The organism is Aliiroseovarius sp. ABM4_368, from assembly GCF_056161205.1.
Map to the genome: position 1 here is coordinate 519,934 of NZ_JBSWYR010000002.1, position 21,075 is coordinate 541,008.

Consider the following 21,075-nt stretch of genomic DNA (forward strand, 5'->3'; position numbering starts at 1 on the left):
TTAGACCCGTTTTTGTAGAACTATGTAACGCCAAGAACGTCTAAAACCTTGGCCTCGATGTCCTTGGCCGACAGCTTGGCTTCCTCGTACATTTTTGCAGGCGACGCGTGGTCGATGAACGTGTCGGGCAATACCATGGAACGGAACTTGAGGCCGGTGTCGAATACCCCTTCTTCGGCCAGAAGTTGCGCCACATGACTTCCGAACCCGCCAATTGCACCCTCTTCGATCGTGATCAGGGCTTCGTGGTTCTTTGCTAGTGAAAGGATCAGCTCGCGATCCAGCGGTTTGGCGAAACGGGCGTCGGCAACCGTGGGCGTGATACCGTGGGCGGCAAGCGCCTCGGCGGCGACCTCGACCTCGGACAAGCGGGTGCCGAAGGACAGGATTGCTACGCGCGCGCCTTCGCGGATCACGCGGCCCTTGCCGATCTCTAGCACCTCGCCCTTCGCTGGCAGCTCAACACCCACACCTTCACCGCGTGGATAGCGGAAAGCGGATGGCCGGTCGTTGATCGAATGGGCTGTCGCGATCATGTGCATCAGCTCGGCCTCGTTTGCAGCGGCCATCACCACGATATCGGGCAAGTTGGCCAGATAGGCGATGTCGAACGACCCCGCATGGGTCGCGCCATCGGCACCTACCAGACCGGCACGGTCGATGGCAAAGCGCACGGGCAGGCGTTGGACGACCACGTCATGTACGACCTGATCGTATCCGCGTTGCAAGAATGTCGAGTAGATTGCGCAGAAAGGCTTCATCCCACCAGCCGCCAGCGCCGCCGAAAAGGTCACGCCGTGCTGTTCCGCAATCCCTACGTCAAAGCAGCGCGAGGGATAGCGTTCCGCCATCAGGTTCAACCCTGTCCCATCTTGCATTGCCGCCGTGATCGCACAAACCTTGTCGTCTTCGGCAGCAAGGCGCACCAGCTCGTCTCCGAAAACAGTGGAATAGCTAGGCGCGTTGGGGTGCGACTTATGTTGCTTGCCGCTGGCCACATCGAATTTTGCGGTGGCGTGACCCCGGTCGCGGGCGGCTTCGGCGGGCGCATAGCCCTTACCCTTCTGGGTGAGCGCATGGATCAGCACCGGGCCCGTCGCATGATCATGAACCGAGCGCAGGACGGATAGCAGGCTGCCCATGTCATGACCATCAATAGGACCGATATAGGAGAAACCCAGTTCCTCAAACAAATTGCCGCCGCTGGTCATGGACTTGACCATTTCCTTGGCCCGCTGTGCGCCCTTTTGGACGGGTTCGGGCATCAAGCTCAGCGCGTCTATGGCGGCGGCCCTAAGGTCTGCCAGCGGCTCGGATGCGTACCTGCGGCTGAGATAGCTGGACAGGGCCCCAACCGGACGGTCAATCGACATTTCATTGTCGTTCAGGATCACAATCAAGCGGCGGTTCAAGTGGCCTGCATTGTTCATGGCTTCGAACGCCATGCCTGCCGACATGGCCCCATCGCCAATCACGGCCACGGCGTCGCCGATTTCGGCCTCGGGCGTGCCGCCTAAATCGCGCGCGACCGTAAAGCCAAGCGCAGCCGAGATCGAGGTCGAGCTATGTCCCGCCCCGAACGGATCAAACGGGCTTTCCGAGCGCTTGGTGAAGCCTGATAATCCGCCTTTGCGACGCAAAGTACGGATGCGGTCGCGGCGACCGGTCAGGATTTTATGCGGATAGCATTGGTGGCCCACGTCCCAGACGATCCGGTCCTTCGGGGCGTCGAATACGGCGTGCAGCGCCACGGTCAGTTCCACAACACCCAGACCCGCGCCCAGATGCCCGCCGGTTTCCGACACGGCCGAGATCGTCTCGGCCCGGACCTCGTGCGCCAGCTGAACCAGCTCGCGGTCCGACAGAGATTTCATGTCAGCGGGAACGGTTACGCGATCCAGAAGGGGTGTGAGGGGTCTGTCGGCCATATAAACCTCGGTTGCGGTGCGGCTACCTATCGCGTTGGATAACGAAGCGTGCGGCCTCTCGCAATGTTTCGGCATCCTGACAATAGGGGGAAAGCGCGTCGCAGGCTTCATCTACAAGGTCTTTCGCGCGGGTCTTTGCCGCCTCCAGCCCCAGAAGCGAAACGAAGGTCGCCTTGCCCGCATCCGCGTCTTTGCCCACGGCCTTACCGACAGCGGCGGCATCGCCTTCGATGTCCAGAATGTCATCGGCGATCTGGAAAGCCAGCCCAATTGCAGTGGAATAGAGCCGCAATGGCGTGACATCAGCACCAGCCAAAACGGCCCCCGCTTCACCCGACCAACGGATCAGTGCGCCAGTTTTTCCGGCCTGAAGCTCGGTGATCTGGTCCAAGGTCAGCGGTATCTCGGCGGTTTCTGCAGCGATATCCAGAGCCTGTCCATGCACCATGCCCGATTGCCCGGCGGCAATCGCCATGGAGCGGACCAGAGGCACGCGTGCGTCGCCCACATCGTCATGCGTTAGCAGTTCAAACGCCAGCGTTTGCAGCGCGTCGCCGACCAGAACGGCGGTTGCCTCGTCCCATTTCTTGTGCACGGTGGGCAGCCCGCGGCGCAGGTCGTCATTATCCATACAGGGCATGTCATCATGGACCAGCGAATAGGCGTGGATCGCCTCGATCGCGGCGGCGGGCCACAGTGCGCGGGCCTCAGACACGCCGTGAATCCGAGCACCTTCCATAACCAAAAATGCGCGCAATCCTTTGCCGCCAGCAGTGGCATAGCGCATGGGTTCAGCCAAGGCACCCTTGTCGGAAATCGCTGCGTGCAGATGCGCCCGCGCGGCGCGCGCGGTGTCTTCCAGACGTGTCTTGAACATTTACAGCCCTTCGACCGGGGCCGTCCCCGCAGGCGTGCCGTTCTGATCCAGAGTGATGGCGGCGACCTTTTCTTCGGCCTCTTTCAGTTTGGTTTCGCAGCGTGCCTTAAGTTCGGCCCCGCGTTCATACAGCTTGATTGAATCCTCAAGCGCCACGTCGCCGCGCTCTAGTTGGCCAACGACGGTTTCAAGTTCTCGCATGGCCTCTTCAAAGGACATTTCGTTTACCGGTTTGTCGCTCATGCGCCGCGCTCCATCATCACGTTGATATAGGCCCCGACGCTGTCGCCAAGGGCCTCCAGATCATAGCCGCCCTCAAGCGACGATACCACCCGCCCGTCACAGCATTTATCCGCCAGATCGCAAATGCGATGGGCAAGCCATGCGAAATCCTCGGTCTCCCAATGCAGATTTGCCAGCGGGTCGCGTCTGTGGGCATCAAATCCGGCGGACACCAGCACAAGTTGGGGGATATAGGGCTCGATCTCTTCGGTCAGTACGCGCTCCCAAACTTCGCGCATTTCGGACCCATCGGTTTCGGCGCGCAGGGGAAGATTGATCACCTGCCCAAATGCGCCCTTTTGGTGGATGCCGCCCGTGCCGGGGTAAAGGGGCATCTGATGCGACGATACGAACCGCACCCGGCTTTCATGCCACAGCACGTCCTGCGTGCCGTTGCCGTGGTGAACATCGAAATCCAGAACTGCGACACGGTCCAGCCCGTGAGTGTTGGCCGCATGAATGGCAGCAATTGCGACGGTCGAGAACAGGCAAAACCCCATCGGCGTGGCTTTCTCGGCGTGGTGGCCGGGGGGACGGCAGGCGATGAAGGCGTTCTGCGCTTCGCCGGATATCACGCGGTCCACGGCGTCGATGTTGCCTCCGATCGCACGCCGGGCGGCCTCGAACGAACCGGGGGCCATGAAGGTATCACCATCCAACTGCGCCCATCCCTCGGTCGGTTGTGCGTTTTCGATCCGTTCAAAATACGCACGCGAATGGCCAAGGCGCACTTGATCCAGCGTCGCAATGGGCGGATCACGGCGGACGAGAGACTGAAACTGAGGCGCGGATAGGGCGGTTTCAATCGCCTCTAGCCGGGCCACTTGCTCGGGATGGCCGGGTGGTGTGATGTGGTCGAAGCTGACCGGATGGGTGTAAAGCAGCGTTGTCATGGCGCGACGCTAGGGCAATACTGACCCAACAACAAGGAGGTTCCGATGCGCTGGATTATACCGTTTATGATGGCCGCATCTTCGGCGATTGCCGAAGGGTTTTCGACGCAAGTCAGTGGCGATTTCAACGCGGATGGGATTGCCGATCACGCGGCGCTGGTTGAATTCGGTGATAGTGGCGAGGCTGACTTGCTGCTGAAACTTGGCGATGGTGACCAAACCATCTGGGTGCAAAACATCGTCTGGGTCGGAGGGATCGGCCAACAACCGTCCTTGACCGTCACCCCGCGTGGATCGTTGCAGGTAATGTCCCATAACAGCGCGATTGGGCGCAATCGGTGGGAGCAGGTCCACACCCTTGCTTGGCGCAACGGCGCGATGCGCGTCGCGGGCTATACCTATCGTTGGTATGACACGCTGAACCTAGACGATAGCGGCAGTTGTGACCTAAACCTTCTGTCAGGGAAGGGTGAGGTGTCCAAAGGGCGAGAAGATGAGACACGGATGATCTCGGTCTCGATTCCGGCTTATGCGGTACAGGATTGGATCTATGACGTGCCGCCGGAATGTGCGGCGCTTTTCGATTAACCGAATATTAATCGGGCGCCAGCATATACCCAGCACCGCGTACCGTTTGCAGGTATCGCGGTTGTTTAGGGTCACTTTCCAGCTTGCGACGCAGGCGCGTGATCTGAACATCCACGGCGCGTTCCTGCGCTTGCCCCTGATCGCGCCCCAGCTGTTCCACCAATGACGCCCGGCTGACCGGTTCGGCCGGAGTGGCCGAGAAGATCTTCATCAACTGGCTTTCCGTGGCGGTCAGACGCACCAAGGTGTCGCCCTGCCACAGCTCTCCCCGTTCGACATCATAGGTTTTGTCGCCCAGCGTCAGGGATTTCGGGCTTTGATCCTCGGTCGTGGCGGGCACTCGTCGCAGGATGGCGTTGATCCTGAGCAGCAGTTCTTTCGGCTCAAATGGTTTCGCCAGATAGTCATCTGCACCAGCCTCAAGCCCTTTGATGCGGTCCTCGGTCTCGCCCTTGGCAGTCAGAAGCAGGATCGGCGTGGTCAGGGTCTCGCGCAGGGATCGGGTCAGACTGATCCCGTCCTCGCCCGGCATCATTACATCCGTCACAATCAGATCGAAATCCAACCCGGCCAACAAGCGGCGGGCATGGGCAGCGTCACGGGCGGCGCTGACCCAAAATCCATTGCGCACCAGAAACTTCTGCAACAGGCCGCGAATGCGTTCGTCGTCGTCGATGATCAAAAGGTGGGCTTCAGGGGCATCAGTCACGGGCGCTCTCCTTCATACGGGTGAAATGGCGCTGCAAATCCGGGTCCATCATAGCTTCCAGCACGGTGCGAAAGCCCTGCACGGCTTCGGGTCCGGCTTCACGATAGGCCTGACGCATGCGTTCGCGCTGGGCATTGGACAGTTCCGTTTCCAGTGCCGTCCCCTTGTCGGTCAGAAACAAATTCCGTTCCCGCTTGTCGCGTGTACCAACACGGCTTTCCACCAGTTCGTCTTCGATCAATGTGCGCAACACCCGGTTCAGCGATTGTTTGGTCACGCCCAAAATCGACAGAAGGTTGTTCACCGTCGTCCCCGGAGCCCGGCTGATGAAATGCAGTGCACGGTGATGGGCGCGGCCATAGCCGTATTTGTTCAGAATGCGATCTGGATCCGCAGTAAACCCGCGATAGGCAAAGAACATTGCCTCGATACCCTTGCGCAGCTGCTCGTCTGTCAGAAACAGAAGGCTTTGCCCGCTGGGAGACTGCCGTTCACTCATGACGCCCTCATCACAAAAAATGTTACAGTCACCAGTTTTATGTCAGTGTTGTTGACTTTCCAAGAATCAATTGTTAGCGATCTGCGGATTTCGCGAAATATTATGTCCGAAGCGGACGGATATTACGCAACAATTGCAAAAATGCCGCGGAATGATCCCGTGGCTCAAACTGGAAAGGACGGTAACATGAGCGGATATGATGATCGCGACGGCAAGATCTGGATGGATGGCCAATTGGTCGAATGGCGCGATGCGAACGTCCACATTCTAAGCCATGCGTTGCACTATGCTTCGTCTGTGTTTGAAGGCGAGCGTCTGTATGACGGCAAGATCTTCCTCAGCCGTAAGCATTCAGAGCGCCTTCTGAAATCGGGCGAAATGATGGATATGCCCATCCCCTATTCGGTGGACGAGATCGAGGCTGCCAAACAAGCGGTTGTCGAGGCAAATGGCCTGACCAACGCCTATGTGCGCGTTGTTGCGTGGCGTGGGGCCGGGGAAGATATGGGTGTCAGTTCCGCCAAGAACCCGGTTCGTATGGCCGTGGCTGCGTGGGCTTGGGGCGATTACTATGGTGACGCCAAGATGAAAGGCGCCAAGCTGGACATCGCCAAGTGGAAACGCCCGTCGCCCGAAACCATCCCGACCGCTGCCAAAGCCGCTGGTCTTTACATGATCTGCACCATGTCCAAACACGCGGCCGAGGCCAAAGGTTGTTCCGATGCGCTGTTCATGGACTATCGCGGCTATGTGGCCGAGGCGACCGGCGCCAACGTCTTCTTCGTAAAAGATGGCGAGGTTCATACGCCCATTCCTGACGCGATCTTGAACGGCCTGACCCGTCAGACCGTCATCGGAATGCTTAAAGAAAAAGGCGTTACCGTTCATGAACGCCACATCATGCCCGAAGAGCTGGTCGATTTCGAACAGTGCTGGCTGACTGGATCAGCGGCTGAGGTCACGCCCGTTGGCCAGATTGGCGAATACACATTCGAGGTAGGCGCTCTGACCCGCGACATCGCGGAAAGCTACGAAAAGCTTGTCAGAAGCTAACACTTCTTAACGTCTTGTGAACGCCCGGCCCTTAGCATGTTGTTGCTGTAAGGGGATCGGGCGTTTTGCTGTCCAGAAATCTTAAAATTCTGATCGCGATTGTTCTGGTTGTGGTTCTGCCCAGTGCGGCGGCTTTGAGCTGGTATTGGGTCACCAAGGATCCGACGGTCCGGCCGTTGGGCATCACCAAGCAGGCTCTCGACGCGCGTGGCGCGGAAGTGGGTTCGGCGTTGACGATCGTGATCCGCTTTGACCCTGAAGAAGACAAGATTGCCAGCAAGGATCTGGGCGAGAGAATTGTAAACGCACTTGAAGCGAAAGGAGTCACGGGCGAGTTCAAGCTGTACCCTGCTTTGGGGCAAAAGATGAACGTGACCTATCTGATTGGGGCGTCATCCATCGGGCCATATCCTGCGTCAAGCGCATCGTCTGGCGTTAATGCCGCAGCGGCGGCCTATCACATGATTGTACCTACAAACGCGTCTAACAACTAAAGCGTCTGAAGCTGCGCTTTGGCCCAACGCGCAGCATCTGCGACCACCGGGTCTGGATCATGTAAATGAGGCTCTAAACCAGCCAAAAACATCCCATTACCTGAATTTCCAACCGCATATAGCACGTTCCGCAGGAACCGATTCCGCCCGATGCGTTTGATCGGACTACCCGAGAACTTTTCGCGGAAACGGGCATCGTCCAGCACCATCAGCTCGGCCAATTTAGGGGCAAGAAGATCTTCGCGCGCCGCATAGCGTATTTCCTGTGCCTCGGCGGCGAACTTGTTCCACGGGCAGGCTGCAAGGCAATCATCGCAACCATAGATGCGATTGCCCAGCTTTGATCGCAGCTTTTCGTCCACCGGGCCTTTGTGCTCGATCGTCAGATAGGAAATGCAACGCCGCGCATCCAGTTGGAACGGGGCGGGAAAGGCGTCGGTCGGACAGGCGTCCAGACAGGCGGTGCAAGTCCCACAATTCTCGCGCCCCGGCTCATCCACGGGCAGCTCAAGCGTGGTGAAGATCGCGCCCAGAAAGAACCAGTTTCCAAGCTCGCGCGAGAGCAGATTGGTGTGCTTGCCCTGCCAGCCCAAGCCGGCGGCAGCCCCAAGGGGTTTTTCCATCACCGGGGCGGTATCGACAAAGACCTTAATCTCTCCCCCAAAACGGTCGATCATCCAGCGCCCTACACGCTTCAACCGCTTCTTCACGATGTCATGATAGTCTCTATTTTGTGCATAAACGCTGATTGCGGCCCGATCTGGGCGCCCAACAATCTCCATCGGATCGTGATCTGGCGTATAGGGTTCGGCCAGCATGATCACTGACCGTGCCTCTGACCACAAAGCCGCGGGATTTCCGCGCCAATGCATCCGATCTTGCATCCAGCCCATATCGCCGTGCCGACCCTCGGCCACGAACTGCTCAAGCCGCGCGGCGATCTCGGGTACGGCGTCGGGCCGACACACCCGTGCCATCGCAAAGCCCTCGGCCTGCGCCTGCGCTGCGATCTCGGCCTTGCGTGATGCGCTGTCTTCAGGAGGGGGGGCGCGGCGCGGTTTGCCGCCGCGTTGGTTCAAAAGTCCAGATCCGCGTAATGCGCAGGCTGGGGGAAACCGGGGATCTGGTCGGCAAGGATTGATCGGAACGCGGGCCGTGATTTAATCTTGGCGTACCAGTCCCGCACATTCGCGTTCCGGTTCCAATCCACGTCACTGATATAGTCCAGCGATGACAGATGTGCAGCAGCCGCGAAATCGGCCAAGGACATTGCGTTCCCGGCCAGCCAGCGTCGCTGATCCAACAGCCAGCCCATGTAATCCAGATGGTACTTTATTGCTTTCGCGCCCGCTTTCACGTTCTTACTTTCTGGATACCCGGTGCCCATGACCTTCTTGTTTACCCGCTCATAGAGCAGGTTCGAGGTCACTTCGTTATGGAACTTGTCGTCAAACCAACTGACCAAGCGGCGCACCTCGTACCGACCTTCAGGGTCACGAGGTAGCAGCGCCGGCTCGGGGTACTTCTCTTCCAGGTATTCGCAGATCGGCGCACTTTCAGTCAGAAGCTGCCCTTCGATCTTCAGGATCGGCACCTTACCCGCCGGATTGCGGCGCAGGAACTCGGGGCTACGTTCCCAATATCGTTCTTCGACAAGTTCGACCTCGACCTTCTTTTCGGCGAGGGACAGCCGCACCTTGCGGCAGAACGGAGAGAGAGGAACGTGAAAAAGGCGATTCATGTGCAACTTTTGATCTTTGGCTATGCCCCGTATTGCCCCGAACCGGGCTTGGGATCAATCCTCGAAGCAGCTTGAGCGCCCATCCGCGCGGATCGTGGCCGCTCCATCCACGATGGATTGCGCCCGTTTGCGTACAAAAGGTGATGGGCGAGACGCAGATCGTTCCTTGGGATTGGGCAACAGGGCCGCCAACCTTGCGGCCTGCGTGGCGGTTAACTTTTCAGGTTCGACGCCGAAATAGTGATGCGCGGCGGCTTCAACCCCGAAGACGCCTTCATCAAACTCGGCAATGTTCAGATAGACCTCGACAATGCGGCGCTTGCTCCAAAACAACTCGACCGCAGGCGTCAGCCCCGCTTCCAGCGCTTTTCGCAGATAGGACCGCCCGTGCCACAGGAAGGTGTTCTTCACCACCTGCTGCGTCAGAGTAGACGCCCCCCGGTTCCCACCATCCTCAATTGCCGCACGGATCGCGCCCATGTCGAACCCCCAATGCCGACAGAAATTCGCGTCTTCGGCGGCAACGACCGAGCGGGCCATGACCGGTGCAACCTCGTCCAGATCGACCCATTGCCGATCGACGAAGCCAAGCCGCATCTTTTCGGAAATGATGTAAGGCGTTGTTGGCGGGTTCAGGAACGAATAGGCGGCCACGCCAAGTGCGAAGAACAACAGCACGGCAAAAGCGGCCCGACGTAGCCAGCGGATTGGTTTGAACCAATTGCCGGTCTTGGCCTTGCCTGCCTTGCCCTTGCGCGTCTTCTTTTTCGCGCTGGGCTTTTTCTTTGTTGTCTTGCTCTTTGCCACGCCGGATGTTCCCACAGGGGGGAGGAGTGGTCAATGTCTGGAAATGAGGCTCCAGAATGAAAAAGACGCCCGCGTTGCAGGCGTCTTTCAGATGTTTTCAAGCGGGGCTTACTCCGCCGGGATGGCGTCTGCTTTTAGCGACAAGGGCGCGGGCAGCTTGTCCAGCATCTCTTTCGGGCAGATCTGCAGGAAGTTGCCTTTCTCGCTGTCCCAGTGACGCAGGATTTCCGTGGCCTTTTGGCTCCGGGTTTCCGCGACATGGCGCTCGATCAGCCCTTTCAGCTCGGCTTCCCAGTGATCAATGGTGACCGGGCAGGTGACAAGGCTTTCCATGTTCATGTGGTCCAAAGCTTCTCCGTCTGGGTCGTAGAGATAGGCCATACCGCCCGTCATACCCGCACCGAAGTTCGACCCGATCGAGCCAAGGATGACGGCGATACCACCGGTCATGTATTCACACCCGTTCGAGCCGCAGCCCTCGATCACAACTTTTGCGCCCGAGTTCCGCACCGCGAAACGCTCGCCCGCGCGGCCTGCTGCGAACAGATAGCCGTCCGTCGCGCCGTACAGCACCGTGTTGCCGATGATCGTGTTTTCGGATGCTACCAGCGGGCTTACCAGCGGCGGACGCACAACCACGGTGCCGCCGGAAATCCCCTTGGCCACATAGTCGTTGGCGTCACCCGACACCTCGATCTTCAGACCCGGGGCCGCGAAGGCACCCAACGACTGACCGGCCGAGCCTTGCAGCTTCACTGTCAGGTGATCGGGCTGAAGCGAGTTGCGCATGCCGAAGCGTTTCACGATATGCGACGAAATCCGCGTGCCGACCGTGCGGTGCGTGTTCTGCACCGTATAGGACAGTTGCATTTTCTCGCCATCTTCCAAGAAGCGCTGCGCATCGCGTACGATCTCGGCGTCCAGCGTGTCGGGTACGGCGTTGCGGTCGCGGTCGCGGTTGTACTCGATCTTATCGGCCCCATCGACCACCAGCAAAAGCGGGTTCAGGTCGAGGTCGTCCAAGTGGGCCGATCCGCGCGACACCTGCGACAGCAGATCAGCGCGACCGATGACTTCGTCCAGCGAACGTGCGCCCAGCTCGGCCAGGATTTCGCGTACTTCTTGGGCGTAGAACGTGATCAGGTTTACAACCTTGTCGGCATTGCCGGTGAACTTGCCACGCAGCTCTTCGTCTTGGGTGCAGACGCCAACGGGGCAGGTGTTCGACTGACACTGACGGACCATGATACAGCCCATCGCGATCAATGCGGCGGTGCCGATACCGTATTCCTCGGCCCCCATCATCGCGGCCATGACGATGTCACGACCGGTGCGCAGGCCACCATCGGTCCGCAGCGTAATACGGTCGCGCAGGTTGTTCATGGCCAGCACTTGGTGTGCCTCGGTCAGGCCCATTTCCCACGGCAGACCCGCGAACTTGATCGAGGTCGCGGGCGATGCGCCCGTGCCGCCATTGTGGCCCGAGATCAAGATCACATCGGCCTTTGCCTTCGCAACACCGGCTGCAATCGTCCCAACACCGGACGACGCCACCAGCTTCACCGTCACCTTACAGCGCGGATTGATCTGCTTCAGGTCATAGATCAGCTGTGCCAGATCCTCGATCGAATAGATGTCGTGGTGCGGCGGTGGAGAGATCAGCGTCACACCCTTGGTCGAGTGGCGCAGGCGTGCAATCAGGTCGGTGACCTTCATGCCGGGCAGCTGGCCGCCTTCACCGGGTTTCGCACCCTGAGCAACTTTGATCTCAAGCTCTTCACACTGGTTCAGGTATTCGGCGGTTACACCGAAACGGCCCGACGCCACCTGCTTGATCTTGGCTGATGGGTTGTCGCCATTGGGTTCCGGGTGGAAATGCGCGGGATCTTCACCGCCTTCACCCGAATCCGACTTTGCGCCAATACGGTTCATCGCAACGTTCAGCGTCTTGTGCGCTTCGGGCGACAGCGCCCCCAGCGACATGCCCGGCGTCACGAAACGCTTGCGGATGGCGTTGATGCTTTCCACTTCCTCGATCGGAACCGGCTTGCCCATTGGTTTGATGTCCAACAGATCGCGCAAGTGGATCGGCGGATTTGCCTGCATGCGGGCCGAATATTGCTTCCACATCTCGAACGAGGCACGGTCACAAGCCGATTGCATCAGGTGCATGGTTTGGGCTTCCCAGGCGTGCGTCTCGCCCGAGCGACGCGCCTTGTAGAAACCACCCACCGGCAGCACCTTGTCACCACCGCCGAAGCCAGCGGCGTGGATGTCTTCCAGTTTCTTCTGGATACCGCTGACACCGATGCCCGAAATGCGCGAGGTCATGCCGGGGAAGTATTCCGCCACCATGGCACGCGACAGGCCGACGGCCTCGAAATTCAGGCCACCGCGATAAGACGAAATGACCGAGATCCCCATCTTCGCCATGATCTTCAGAAGACCTTGGTCGATGGCTTCACGGTAACGGCTGACGGCCTCGGTCAGCGAGCAATCCAGAAGCCCGCGCTCGATCCGATCTGCCAAGCTGTCTTCGGCCAGATAGGCGTTGACCGTGGTTGCACCACAGCCCACCAGAACCGTGAAGTAATGCGGGTCGATGCATTCGGCCGAGCGGACGTTCAGCGATGTGAACGTCCGCAGGCCCTTTTTGACCAGCCAGCTGTGCACCGCCGAGGTCGCAAGGATCATCGGCATGGCCACACGGTCTTCGCCTTGTGCCTGATCAGTCAGAACAAGGTGACCCGCACCCGAACGCACGGCGTCTTCGGCTTTGGCGCGAATGTCTTCCAGCGCGATACGCAGCGCGGCTTCGTCACTGCCAGCAGGGAAGGTACAGTCGATCTCGGTCACGGAACTTTCGAAAGATGCGATCAGTTTCACGAACTGCTCGTTGCCAACAAAGGGGCTTTCCAGCACAACGATTTCCGTCTGCGCACCGCTTTCATCTAGCACGTTCTTCAGGTTGCCGAAACGCGTCTTCAGCGACATCACGCGGTATTCGCGCAGACTGTCGATCGGCGGGTTTGTCACCTGGCTAAAGTTCTGACGGAAGAAGTGGCTGAGCGGGCGGTACTTGTTCGACAGAACCGCCGACGGGGTGTCATCGCCCATTGAGGCCAGCGTTTCCTTGCCGTCTTCAGCCATTGGGGCCAGGATCTGCTCCAGCTCTTCCAGCGTATAACCAGCGGCCACCTGACGGCGGCGCAGTTCGTCGCCTTGGAACAGGGGCTTTTCTTCGATCTGGGACAGGCTTTCTTCCATGTCGTTGATCTTGCCCACCCATTCGCCGAAGGGCAGGCTGGCGGCCAGTTTGTCTTTGATTTCAACGTCGTGATAAAGCTTGCCGTCCTTGGTATCCACGGCCAGCAATTGACCCGGACCCAAAGCGCCCTTTTCCACAACGCTTGCTTCGTCCGTCGGGACCATTCCCGCTTCGGACCCAGCGATCACCAGACCATCACCCGTCACGACATAGCGCATCGGGCGCAGGCCATTCCGGTCCAGACCGGCACACACCCAGCGGCCATCGGTCATGGCAAGGGCGGCGGGGCCGTCCCACGGTTCCATCACCGAGTTGCAATAGGAATACATGTCCTTCCACGCCTGCGGCAGGTCGATGGCCTGCTTGGACCAGCTCTCCGGCACCAGCATGGTTTTCGCCATCGGTGCCGAGCGACCCGCGCGCACCATCACCTCGAACACCGCGTCCAGCGCAGCCGAGTCCGACGACCCGCCCGGAACGATGGGTTTGATGTCGTCTGCGAGATCGCCAAAGAAGGCCGAGGCCATGCGGATCTCGTGCGACTTCATCCAGTTCAGGTTGCCTTTCAGCGTGTTGATCTCGCCGTTATGAGCCAGCATGCGGAAGGGCTGCGCCAGCCACCACTGCGGGAACGTGTTGGTTGAGTACCGCTGGTGATAGATCGCGAAGGTCGATTTGAACCGTTCGTCCATCAGGTCGGGATAGAAAACCGCAACCTGTTCGGCCAGCATCATGCCTTTATAGATGATCGAACGACACGACAGCGACGCGATATACAGGTCGTTGATCTGCGAGGCGGCAGCGGCTTTTTCAATCCGGCGACGGATCACGTAAAGCTCGCGTTCGAACTGCTCTTCATCGACGCCTTTCGAATTCGAGATCAGGATCTGCTCGATTTCAGGACGCGTTGCGTTGGCCTTGTCGCCCAAACAGTCGATGTCCACAGGAACGTGGCGCCAGCCATAGATGTGATAGCCCATACGAAGGACTTCGGTTTCCACGATGGTACGACACGTTTCCTGCGCACTGAAATCAGTGCGGGGCAGGAAGACCTGACCAACCGCGATCAACTGATCTTCGTTCGGCTCGTGGCCAGTGCGGCGGATCTGGTCATAGAAGAACGGAACCGGGATCTGCACATGGATACCCGCGCCATCTCCGGTCTTGCCGTCAGCATCCACAGCACCGCGGTGCCAAATGGCTTTCAGCGCGTCGATACCGGCCTCGACCACTTTGCGCGATGGGTTTCCGTCTACGGACACCACAAGACCCACCCCGCACGAGCTGTGTTCTTCTTCTTCGCGGTACAGGCTGTGTTCGTTCATGAAGGCGCGCTTGGCTTCTTCCCGGCGGACCCAGTTTTCATCATATTTCGTCATATCGGTTCTCCTTGCGGATGGGCGCGGGCGACCCGAAACTGGGGGTGGCCCGGCATGCCCAGAGGTGTGATTATTCAGCGGCGACTGCGGTGCGTGCGTTCAGGTTGTCCAGAATGCTGGCACCTGCTTCGCGGCCGTCACGGATGGCCCAAACGACCAGCGATGCACCGCGCACGATGTCACCAACAGCCCAAACGCCTTCCAGATCGGTCTTGTGGGTGCCAAAGGCAGCTTTGACGGTGCCCCAGCGGGTCACGGGCAGATCCTTTTCACCCCAGAGGGTCGGCAAATCTTCGGGTTCAAACCCAAGTGCCTTGATGACCAGATCAGCGTCTTCGGTATAGTCCGAGCCTTCGATCACTTCTGGGCTGCGGCGACCCGAGGCATCCGGCGCGCCAAGGCGCATCTTTTGCACGATCACGCCGTTGACCGGATCGCCAGCAAAGCCTTTCGGGGCCGACAACCAGACGAATTCCACGCCTTCTTCTTCCGCATTCTGCGTTTCACGCTGTGAACCGGGCATGTTGGCGCGGTCGCGGCGGTACAGGCATTTGACCGACTTGGCACCCTGACGGATTGCGGTGCGTACACAGTCCATTGCGGTGTCACCGCCGCCGATCACGACGACGTTCTTGCCTTCAGCATTCAGCTCGCCGCTCTCAAATTCTGGCACGCTGTCACCAAAGCTCAGCTTGTTCGAGCATGTCAGATAGTCCAGCGCGGGCACGATGCCTTGAGCGCCAGCACCCGGACCCGACAGGTCGCGACCTTTATAGACGCCGGTGGCCAGCAGAACCGCGTCATTCTGGGCGCGGATGTCTTGGAAGGTGATGTCCTCGCCGACATTGCAGCTTAGCACGAAGGTAACGCCGGCATCTTCCAGTAGCTTCACGCGTCGCATGACCACGTCTTTTTCCAGCTTGAAGCCGGGGATGCCATAGGTCAGTAGCCCACCCGCACGGTCGTGACGATCATAAACGGTGACTTTCACGCCTGCGCGTACCAGCACGTCAGCGGCAGCCAAACCACCGGGGCCTGCGCCAATGATGGCGACTTTTTCGGAACGATCTGCAACCGGAGTAATGTCTTCGACCCAGCCGTTCTCCCAAGCTGTGTCGGTGATGTATTTTTCGACCGCGCCGATGGTGACGGTGCCGTGGCCCGATTGTTCAATCACGCAGTTGCCTTCACACAGACGATCCTGCGGGCAGATGCGGCCACAGATCTCGGGGAAAGTGTTGGTGGATTGGCTGAGGGCATAAGCCTCTTTCAGTCGGCCGGTTGCAGTCATGCGCAGCCAATCAGGGATGTTGTTGTGCAGCGGGCAGTGCGACTGACAATACGGCACGCCACATTGGCTGCACCGGCTGGCCTGTTCTTCGGCCTTCTTGGCGGCAAATTCGGCGTAGATCTCGTTGAAATCTTCTTTACGGGTTTCAGCGGTGCGCTTTTCGGGCATATCCCGGTCGACCGACACGAATTTCAACATAGGCTGCTTTGCCATCCTGGCTCTCCCTCGGCTGGCCCGTTTCGGGCAGACTCTTGGCTTGGAGTTCGGCTTGTAAGCGGAGTTGGGAGAAAAGAAAAGTCAGCAATGCTGACATAAATGCGAAAAAATGTTGCGGATTGGGGAAATTTTGGCCTTGCAGTGTAAAATATATGGCAGCAATGCTTACCTATAAAGCCTCTTCCCTTTCCAGATAGCTGCTTTAGCTTGCGCCACAGCTATCTTTCAAGGATCCGCGCATGTCGCTTGCCCATATTCTTCTTGTCGCCATCATACAGGGAATCACCGAGTTTTTGCCGGTTTCCTCGTCTGGCCACCTGGTTTTGGTGCCGCATCTAACCGGCTTGCCGGATCAAGGGCTGGCAATCGACGTGGCGGTACATCTTGGCACACTGGGGGCCGTGGTGCTGTACTTCTGGCGCGATGTTTGGATCGGACTTGCCGGTATCCCGCGTATGCTGACCGGGCGGATCGATACGCCGGGCGCAAAGCTGGCCTTTCTGTTGATTGTGGCGACCATACCGGCGGTGATCCTTGGGCTTATCTTTAAGGTAACAGGGCTGAGCGATCAAATGCGGTCAATCAAAGTGATTGCTTGGACGATGATCCTGTTTGGGCTTGTGCTGTATTGGGTCGATCAAAAGGGAAGTGTCGCAAAAACCACTTCTGATTGGAGCCTGAAGGACGCGGTAATTATGGGTCTTTGGCAGGCACTGGCGCTGATTCCCGGCACGTCGCGGTCCGGGGCAACGATCTCGGGCGCGCGGGCGCTGGGGTATGAACGGTCGGACGGGGCGAAGCTTGCCATGCTGATGTCGATCCCGACGATCATCGCTTCGGGCGTGTTGCTGGGGGTCGAGGTCGCTGCGACTGCGGATGCACAGGTGGCCCGTGACGGAGCCATTGCTGCGGTGTTTTCTTTCGTTGCCGCCCTTTTGGCGCTCAGCCTGATGATGCGTCTGCTGCACTCGGTCAGTTTTACGCCTTACGTGATCTACCGCGTGGCGCTGGGCGTCGTATTGCTGGGCATTGCCTACCTCTAACGAAGAAAGGCGCGGAAGACCGCGCCCTTTTCTAACAGATGGTCCGACGGCTTATCCGTCGGTGCGCAGGTTTTTTGCGGATTTCTGGATCGCAGCGTACTGTCCACCTGCGCGGAAGCGCCACAAATAGTCTGGCAGGATTGCTGACATGGCACGCGGCTTGATGCCCAGATCGGCAAAGCCTTTCGCGTCATCTGCAACCACATTGTCATAGCAAAGGTTGGTCACCTGATCACGGGTTAGCGGCGAGGCGATCAGCCCGCCTGAAATCCATTGGATCATGTCAAAGATACCCGCCTGAATGCGTGCGATGCCAAAGGGCAGGTTCAGAACCAAACGACGGCGTTGTGTGACTTTCAGCATACGGTCAATCGACTCGCGCAGGGTTTCCACGTCGGGACCACCCAGTTCATAGATGCCGGCCTTGACCTGACCCAAAACGGCCATTTCGGCTGCCTTGGCAACATCATCCACATGCACCGGCTGGAACTTGGTATAGCCGCCGGTGATCGGCAGGATCGGCCCAAAGCGGGTCATATTGGCAAAGCGGTTGAAGAACTGGTCGTCGGCTCCGAAAATAACCGAGGGGCGAAGGATCACGGCGCCGGGGAAGGCTGCTTGTACATCTTCTTCGCCCTGCGCTTTGGTGCGAGCGTATTCGCTGTCGCTTTCAGCATCTGCACCGATGGCCGACAGTTGCACCAGCTGGCCAACGCCTTCTTCAGCTGCAATCCGCGCCACGCGGCCTGCACCATCGTGGTGCACCGCGTCAAAACTGTTCTTCCCGATCGAGTTCAGGACGCCCACGCAATTCACAACCGCATTCGCCCCATGCATTGCGGCACGAACCGATGCGTCGTCTCGGATGTTGCACAAGATCGGTTCGACCTGACCGACGGCACCATAAGGTTTTACGAACAGCGCTTCGTTTGGCCGACGTACGGCAACGCGTACGCGCCACCCCTGCTTGGCCATGCGGCGAGCTATATAGCGTCCGACAAAGCCTGAACCGCCATAAATCGTGACCAGCTGGGACATGGATGCTCTCCTTAAATTCCTTAGTATTTGAATAGCTTTCCAAGCGCGTTTGAGCAAGGCGCAAACGGATTCCCCAAAAAGCCAAGAAATGCTGTTGACACTCTTTGCCCGTCACACTAAATCCCCCTTCACCAACCCGTGCCCAGATGGCGGAATTGGTAGACGCGCTAGCTTCAGGTGCTAGTGTCCGTATGGACGTGGAGGTTCGAGTCCTCTTCTGGGCACCATTTATCCCCCGACATAGTGCTTCAAGATCTACCGCATCGGCGTTTTTGCTTGCGTGCCTTCTATCTTGATGTGTTTGCGCGCCTTCGCCACGTCTGCTCGGTTCTTCTGCGGCGAACCTCCTAGTTGCCTATTTTCCGAATACAAAACCGGTTTCATAAACTTCTTGCCGAAACCGGTTTCGGGATCAACCGTTAATAACTATGATTCGGGAGGACACAAAAGAATCGCGGTTGAATGCGGGTGGAAATGCGCCCCGTCGTCCGACGATCAATGACCTTGCCAAGGCGGTTGGCCTTGCAAAGGGGACCGTGTCTCGTGCGTTGAACGACTATCCGGATATTTCTGAAAGTACGCGTCAGCGCGTGAAGAAAGCTGCGCAGCGGATGGGGTATCAGCCGCTAAGTCATGCGCAAGCCATCCGTACGGGGCGCGTGCGGGCCTTGGCGTTGGTGCTACAGATTGACGAATATGACGGGCAGGCTCCGTTTTTGACCAATTTCCTTGCTGGGCTGACGCAATATGCCAGCGGACGCGGCTGGACCGTGACCATTTCCTCGGCGCAATCCGAGGCTGATATGCTGGAGGTTCTGGGCCGTCTTGTGGACGAACGTAAGGCTGATGGGTTCATCCTACCGCGAACTGCCGTCAACGATCCGCGCATTGCGTTTTTGCAATCCCGTCAGGTGCCCTATGTGCTGTACGGGCGCACCCAATATGGGGACCCGGACGGGCTGAAGGCGCATTCTTGGTATGACATCTCGGGCGAGCAAGCCATGTGCCGCGCGGTGCAGCGTCTGGCAGATATGGGTCACCAGCGCATCGGCTATATCGGGGGTGGCAACCTGTATAATTACAGCCATTTGCGTCGTGACGGATATCTGAAGGGGATGAAGGAATGCGGATTGTCGGTTGATCCCGACCTGATCCATTCGCGCGCGCGTTTGATGGCGGATGGCCGCTCTGCTACGATCGAGATGCTCGCCCTTGAACGTCCCCCGACGGCAATCGTTGCCGCGACAGATACGGCCGCGCTTGGAGCCTGCGACGCGGTGCGTGATGCAGGGCTTCGCATTAGTCAGGACGTATCGGTTATTGGCTATGATGGTTTGCCCGAAGGGGCATCAGCCCGGCCCGGCTTGACCAGCTTCAAGGTCGATCTTTTTGCGGCGGGCAAGCAGCTTGCCCACCTTCTGATCCGGCAGATCCGCGGCGAAGACCCGGGCACGCTTCAGGAACTTGCACAGGCAGAATTGGTTGCGCGCGATTCTGACGGACCGCCTGCACAATCGTCACCAGAGCTTAGAACGAGGCTTAATAGTCTCTCCAAAGATCCAATGGGAGGAAATCATGGGATATCAACTGAAGAAAAGCGTCGGTAAGCTGGTTCTCAGCGCGTCGACAGCGCTGGTTATGTCGGCATTTGCCGTACAGGCGGGTACGATCCGCTTCTGGACCACCGAAGAACAGCCCGAGCGTCTGGCCCGTCAGCAGGAAATGGCGGATCAGTTCAAAGCGGCCACCGGCACCTCGGTCGAGGTTATTCCGGTCACAGAAAGCGATCTGGGCACCCGCGCCACCGCAGCCTTTGCGGCAGGTGATTTGCCTGACGTGATCTATCACCCGCTGCAATACGCCCTGCCGTGGGCCGAGGCGGGCATTCTGGATGCGGATGCCGCTGATGAAGTGATCGAGACCCTTGGCGCGGGCACTTTTGCGCCGGGTGCGTTGGCGATGGCGGCCTATGAAGACGGTACCGCATCTGTTCCGGTGGATGGCTGGACGCAGATGATCGTTTATCGCAAGGACCTCTTCGACGATATGGGTCTTGCTGCGCCAACAACTTATGCCAACGTGTTGGCCGCTATCGAAAAGCTGCACAACCCTCCGTCGCTTTATGGCTTTGTTGCCGCGACCAAGGTGGACGAGAACTTTATGTCTCAGGTGCTTGAGCATGTGTTCCTTGCCAATGGTGTAACGCCGGTGAACGGCGAAGGTTTTGCTCCCTTGGACGAAGCCAGCACCATCGAAATCTTGGACTTCTACAAAGCCATTGCAGAAGCATCGCCCCCCGGCGAGTTGTTCTGGAAGCAATCGCGCGAACTGTATTTCGCCGGTCAGGCTGCGATGATCATCTGGTCGCCTTTTATTCTGGACGAGCTGGCCGGTCTGCGCGATTCGGCTCCGCCCACGATCAACGACGATCCGACCTCGCCGGAACTGGCGTCGAAAACCGGCGTTGTGACAAACTTTGCCGGCCCATCGAACCCGGATGGCGCGGCATGGGGTGACATTCGTTACTTCGGCATCACCAATGATGCGGACACGGATGCCGCGATTGAGTTCGTACAGTTCGCCATGGATGAAGGATACACCCAGACACTGGCCATCGCGCCGGAAGGTAAGTTCCCCGTTCGTCGCGGCACTGCCGAGGATCCAGCAGCCTTTACCAAGGCATGGTCGATGCTGCCGGTTGGCGTAGATCGCAAGGCGCCGTTGGGAGATCTTTACGAGCAATCTATGATCGACGAGATCGTCGGCGGTCTGGACGTGGCCCAGCGTTGGGGCGTGGCGGAAGGACAGCTTGCGTTGGCGTCGAAGATCATCAACAGCCAAGCCATCAACCGCATCGTTCGTCAGTATATAGACGGCGAAGTTGACGGCCCCGCAGCCGTCGCGGCGATGAATGCCGAACTGGCGAACGTCAACTAAGTGACGTTCTGAATCCGGCTCTGCGGCGGGAC

The 21,075-nt window shown here is 58.7% G+C and carries 18 protein-coding genes and 1 tRNA gene; 7 read left to right on the plus strand and 12 right to left on the minus strand.

Annotated features, from left to right (window positions below):
- Positions 1-20 precede the first annotated feature (20 nt).
- The 4 genes from dxs to ACXAH3_RS08500 are packed head-to-tail and all read right to left on the minus strand — an operon-like array spanning position 21 to position 3,980.
- Complete coding sequence (gene dxs, locus ACXAH3_RS08485) at positions 21-1,928, minus strand: 1-deoxy-D-xylulose-5-phosphate synthase (RefSeq protein WP_474861641.1); 1,908 nt, start codon at positions 1,926-1,928, stop codon at positions 21-23.
- Between the two features lie 22 nt (positions 1,929-1,950).
- A complete protein-coding gene (locus ACXAH3_RS08490) occupies positions 1,951-2,805 on the minus strand; it encodes a polyprenyl synthetase family protein (RefSeq protein ID WP_474861642.1) in 855 nt (284 codons plus the stop codon).
- The gene (locus tag ACXAH3_RS08495; RefSeq protein ID WP_474861643.1) at positions 2,806-3,048 is read right to left on the minus strand and encodes an exodeoxyribonuclease VII small subunit; all 243 of its coding nucleotides are present in this window, start codon (positions 3,046-3,048) and stop codon (positions 2,806-2,808) included.
- On the minus strand, positions 3,045-3,980 hold the full coding sequence (locus ACXAH3_RS08500; RefSeq protein ID WP_474861644.1) for a histone deacetylase family protein: 936 nt from the start codon (positions 3,978-3,980) through the stop codon (positions 3,045-3,047). Before ACXAH3_RS08500 ends, ACXAH3_RS08495 begins: the two co-directional genes overlap by 4 nt.
- 45 nt (positions 3,981-4,025) lie before the next feature.
- Here ACXAH3_RS08500 and ACXAH3_RS08505 point away from each other — a divergent pair, with 45 nt between their 5' ends.
- Positions 4,026-4,568, plus strand: coding sequence for a hypothetical protein (locus ACXAH3_RS08505; RefSeq protein WP_474861645.1), 543 nt, complete (start codon positions 4,026-4,028; stop codon positions 4,566-4,568).
- 7 nt (positions 4,569-4,575) lie between these two features.
- Here ACXAH3_RS08505 and ACXAH3_RS08510 read toward each other — a convergent pair whose 3' ends face one another.
- Both ACXAH3_RS08510 and ACXAH3_RS08515 read right to left on the minus strand, forming a co-directional pair.
- Positions 4,576-5,277 carry a response regulator gene (locus ACXAH3_RS08510; protein ID WP_474861646.1) on the minus strand — a complete coding sequence of 234 codons (702 nt, stop codon included), beginning with the start codon at positions 5,275-5,277 and terminating at the stop codon, positions 4,576-4,578.
- Complete coding sequence (locus ACXAH3_RS08515) at positions 5,270-5,776, minus strand: MarR family winged helix-turn-helix transcriptional regulator (RefSeq protein ID WP_474861647.1); 507 nt, start codon at positions 5,774-5,776, stop codon at positions 5,270-5,272. Before ACXAH3_RS08515 ends, ACXAH3_RS08510 begins: the two co-directional genes overlap by 8 nt.
- Positions 5,777-5,962: 186 nt before the next feature.
- Between ACXAH3_RS08515 and ACXAH3_RS08520 the strand changes: the two genes are divergently transcribed.
- A complete protein-coding gene (locus ACXAH3_RS08520) occupies positions 5,963-6,829 on the plus strand; it encodes a branched-chain amino acid aminotransferase (protein ID WP_474861648.1) in 867 nt (288 codons plus the stop codon).
- Positions 6,830-6,894: 65 nt separating this feature from the next.
- Positions 6,895-7,323, plus strand: coding sequence for a hypothetical protein (locus tag ACXAH3_RS08525; protein WP_474861649.1), 429 nt, complete (start codon positions 6,895-6,897; stop codon positions 7,321-7,323).
- Here the strand turns inward: ACXAH3_RS08525 and queG are convergent.
- The 5 genes from queG to ACXAH3_RS08550 all read right to left on the minus strand — a co-directional run bounded on the left by queG (position 7,320) and on the right by ACXAH3_RS08550 (position 16,022).
- The gene (queG, locus tag ACXAH3_RS08530) at positions 7,320-8,333 is read right to left on the minus strand and encodes a tRNA epoxyqueuosine(34) reductase QueG (protein WP_474861814.1); all 1,014 of its coding nucleotides are present in this window, start codon (positions 8,331-8,333) and stop codon (positions 7,320-7,322) included. The two genes, ACXAH3_RS08525 and queG, sit on opposite strands and share 4 nt — an antisense overlap.
- Positions 8,334-8,398: 65 nt before the next feature.
- A complete protein-coding gene (gene fzlA / locus ACXAH3_RS08535; protein WP_474861650.1) occupies positions 8,399-9,064 on the minus strand; it encodes an FtsZ-binding protein FzlA in 666 nt (221 codons plus the stop codon).
- Positions 9,065-9,118: 54 nt separating this feature from the next.
- On the minus strand, positions 9,119-9,871 hold the full coding sequence (gene mtgA, locus ACXAH3_RS08540) for a monofunctional biosynthetic peptidoglycan transglycosylase (protein WP_474861651.1): 753 nt from the start codon (positions 9,869-9,871) through the stop codon (positions 9,119-9,121).
- Between the two features lie 108 nt (positions 9,872-9,979).
- Entirely contained in the window at positions 9,980-14,518 is a 4,539-nt protein-coding gene (gene gltB / locus ACXAH3_RS08545; RefSeq protein WP_474861652.1) for a glutamate synthase large subunit, read from the minus strand.
- 70 nt (positions 14,519-14,588) lie between these two features.
- Positions 14,589-16,022, minus strand: coding sequence for an NAD(P)-dependent oxidoreductase (locus ACXAH3_RS08550; RefSeq protein ID WP_474861653.1), 1,434 nt, complete (start codon positions 16,020-16,022; stop codon positions 14,589-14,591).
- Between the two features lie 242 nt (positions 16,023-16,264).
- Between ACXAH3_RS08550 and ACXAH3_RS08555 the strand changes: the two genes are divergently transcribed.
- Entirely contained in the window at positions 16,265-17,068 is an 804-nt protein-coding gene (locus tag ACXAH3_RS08555; protein ID WP_474861654.1) for an undecaprenyl-diphosphate phosphatase, read from the plus strand.
- 51 nt (positions 17,069-17,119) lie between these two features.
- Here the strand turns inward: ACXAH3_RS08555 and ACXAH3_RS08560 are convergent, their stop codons facing one another.
- A complete protein-coding gene (locus tag ACXAH3_RS08560; RefSeq protein ID WP_474861655.1) occupies positions 17,120-18,106 on the minus strand; it encodes a complex I NDUFA9 subunit family protein in 987 nt (328 codons plus the stop codon).
- Positions 18,107-18,246: 140 nt separating this feature from the next.
- Between ACXAH3_RS08560 and ACXAH3_RS08565 the strand changes: the two genes are divergently transcribed.
- The 3 genes from ACXAH3_RS08565 (at position 18,247) to ACXAH3_RS08575 (ending at position 21,043) form a co-directional block, all read left to right on the plus strand.
- A tRNA-Leu gene (locus ACXAH3_RS08565) sits at positions 18,247-18,333 on the plus strand.
- 201 nt (positions 18,334-18,534) lie between these two features.
- On the plus strand, positions 18,535-19,713 hold the full coding sequence (locus ACXAH3_RS08570) for a LacI family DNA-binding transcriptional regulator (protein ID WP_474861656.1): 1,179 nt from the start codon (positions 18,535-18,537) through the stop codon (positions 19,711-19,713).
- Positions 19,682-21,043, plus strand: coding sequence for an ABC transporter substrate-binding protein (locus tag ACXAH3_RS08575; RefSeq protein WP_474861657.1), 1,362 nt, complete (start codon positions 19,682-19,684; stop codon positions 21,041-21,043). Before ACXAH3_RS08570 ends, ACXAH3_RS08575 begins: the two co-directional genes overlap by 32 nt.
- The last annotated feature ends 32 nt before the right edge of the window (positions 21,044-21,075 follow it).